Origin of the sequence: Streptomyces sp. SID5785 (assembly GCF_009870065.1) — a bacterium.
Lineage (GTDB): Bacteria > Actinomycetota > Actinomycetes > Streptomycetales > Streptomycetaceae > Streptomyces.
The window spans coordinates 1-2,597 of the sequence record NZ_WWIA01000193.1 but is presented as its reverse complement, the minus strand read 5'-3'; the positions used below and the strand labels follow the sequence as shown (position 1 = coordinate 2,597).

The following is a 2,597-nucleotide window of genomic DNA, read 5'->3' as shown; positions in this document are numbered from 1 at the left end:
CCCGGATCCGTCACCGTCGAGGGGAACACGGACCCGGAGGTCGTCGCGGAGCTGCGCCGGCGCGGCCACGACGTGACCGTCGGCGACGACTGGTCCGAGGGCCGGCTGTGCGCCGTGGCCCGCGACCCGCACACCGGCGTCCTGTCGGCGGCGGCGAACCCGCGCGGCATGCAGGGGTACGCCGTGGGCCGCTGAGCCCGCCCGGCCGGACCCGGCGGCCCGGGGCGGTGGAACCCGCGATGTCATCGTGATTCCACCGCCCGTTCACCCCGCGGGAACGCGATGTCAGCGGGGCGTGTTCTCATGGGGACATGATCGAAACCATCACGGAAAGCATCGACGACTTTCTGACCCGCACCGTCACCGACCGCCTCGTCACGGACGTGGAGCGCATCGTGCGCGCCGCGGCCGCCGCCGAGATCACCCCGCGCTTCCGGCAGCTCGGCGCGCACGAGATCGACCAGAAGAGCGGCCCGCACGACCTCGTGACCGTCGCCGACAAGCGCGCCGAGGAGTACCTGACGCGGGAGCTGACGGCCGCGCTGTCCGGCTCCGTCGTCGTCGGCGAGGAGGCCGTCGCCGCCGACCCGTCGACGTACGAGGCGCTGCGCGGCGCCGCCCCCGTCTGGATCGTCGACCCGGTCGACGGGACGCGTCAGTTCGTCCACGGCGACCCCGGCTTCTGCACCCTCGTGGCGCTCGCCCTCGACGGCGTCGTCCTCGCCTCGTGGACGTACGCGCCCGCGCTCGGTGAGATGGCGGTGGCCGTGCGCGGCCGCGGCGCCCGGCTCGACGGCCGGCCGCTGACCGCCGGCGCTCCCGCGCCCGGCGCGGACCTGACCGTCGCGACCTCGCACCCGGACTTCACCACCGAGGACCAGAAGCGGTCCCTGCTCGGCCTGCGGACCGAGGGATTCGCGCCGCGCCCGTGCGGCTCGGCGGGCCTCGAGTACCTGGCCGTCGCCCGCGGGGCGCTCGACGCGACGGCGTTCAGCTGGGAGCTCGCCTGGGACCACGCCGCGGGGCTGCTCCTCGTCGAGGAGGCGGGTGGCGCGCACCTCACCGGCGCGGGCGTCCCCTTCGCCGTCACCGGGGGCAATGTGCTGCCCTTCACCGCGGCCCGGGACGCCGCGACCGCGCGCCGCGTGGCGGGCGTGCTCTCGGCCGGGGCCTGACCCCGAAGCCGTCGGTGGCGCGGCATATCCTGGGCGGGCTGTGGCCGTCGGCTGACGAAGGAGTCCGAAGGTGCCGTCGATGCTCGATGCCGTCGTGGTGGGTGCGGGGCCGAACGGGCTGACCGCTGCGGTCGAACTGGCCAGGAGGGGTTTCTCCGTCGCCCTCTTCGAGGCGCGGGACACGATCGGCGGCGGCGCCCGCACCGAGGAGCTGACGCTGCCCGGCTTCCGCCACGACCCGTGCTCGGCGTCCCATCCGCTCGCCATCAACTCCCCGGCGTTCCGCGCGATGCCGCTGGACCGGTACGGCCTGGAGTGGATGCACGCCGGCCTGCCCATGGCGCACCCGTTCCCGGACGGCACCGCGGCCGTCCTGTCCCGCTCCGTCGCCGAGACCGCCGCCTCCTTCGGGCCGCGCGACGCGGGCACCTACCGGCGCCTGGTCGAGCCCCTGCTGCACCGCTGGGACACGCTCGTCCACGACTTCATGTCGCTGCCGCTGAGCTCGCTGCCCCGCGACCCGGTCGGCCTCGCCCGCTTCGGCCTCGACGGGCTCCTGCCGGCGTCCTGGCTCATGCGCCGCTTCCGCGACGAGCGGGCGCCCGCGCTCTTCTCCGGCCTGGCCGCACACACCATCGCCCCGCTCGACGGCCTCGCCACCGGCGGCATCGGCCTCGTCTTCGCCCTGGCCGCGCACGCCCGGGGCTGGCCCGTCGCCCGCGGCGGCTCCCAGTCCGTCGCCGACGCGCTCGGCGCGTACCTGCGCGATCTCGGCGGCGAGATCCACACCGACTACGAGGTGAAGCGGCTCGACGACCTGCCGCCCGCCCGCGCCTACGTCTTCGACACCTCGCCGACCGCCCTCGCCCGCATCGCCGGGCTCGGCCGCTTCTACGACCGGTTCCGGTACGGACCCGGTGTCTTCAAGGTCGACTACGCGCTCGACGGGCCCGTGCCGTGGACCGCCGAGGAGGCCCGGAGCGCGGGCACCGTGCAGATCGGCCCGTACCGCGCCGACATCGACCGCGCCCTGCGCGAGGCGTCGGGCGGGCAGCGGGCACCCGAGACACCGTTCCTCATCACCGTGCAGGCCAGTGTCGCCGACCCGACGCGCGCACCCGAGGGCAAGCACACGTTCTGGGCGTACGGGCACGTGCCGCACGGGTGGGACGGGAACCTGACGGACGCGATCGAGCGTCAACTGGAGCGCTTCGCCCCGGGGTTCAGGGACCTCGTGCTCGCCCGCGCCACGATGGGCCCGCCCGAGCTCGCCGCCCGCAACGCGAACTACGTGGGCGGGGACATCGCCGCCGGCGCCGCCGCCGGCCTCCAGCTCCTGCTGCGGCCCCGGCTGTCCCTGTCGCCGTACACCACCCCGCACCCCGCCGTCTTCATCTGCTCCTCGTCCACCCCGCCGGGGCC

General features: G+C 75.5%; 2 protein-coding genes and 1 pseudogene. All 3 read left to right on the top strand.

The window, feature by feature from the left end; genetic code table 11:
• A pseudogene (locus tag GTW43_RS05815) lies at positions 1–195 on the top strand (gamma-glutamyltransferase); the annotation flags it as partial.
• A 116-nt stretch (positions 196–311) separates the two neighbouring features.
• Entirely contained in the window at positions 312–1,175 is an 864-nt protein-coding gene (locus GTW43_RS05810) for an inositol monophosphatase family protein (protein WP_161300540.1), read from the top strand.
• A gap of 79 nt (positions 1,176–1,254) precedes the next feature.
• A partial coding sequence (locus tag GTW43_RS05805; protein ID WP_161300539.1) for an NAD(P)/FAD-dependent oxidoreductase occupies positions 1,255–2,597 on the top strand: 1,343 nt, incomplete at its 3' end.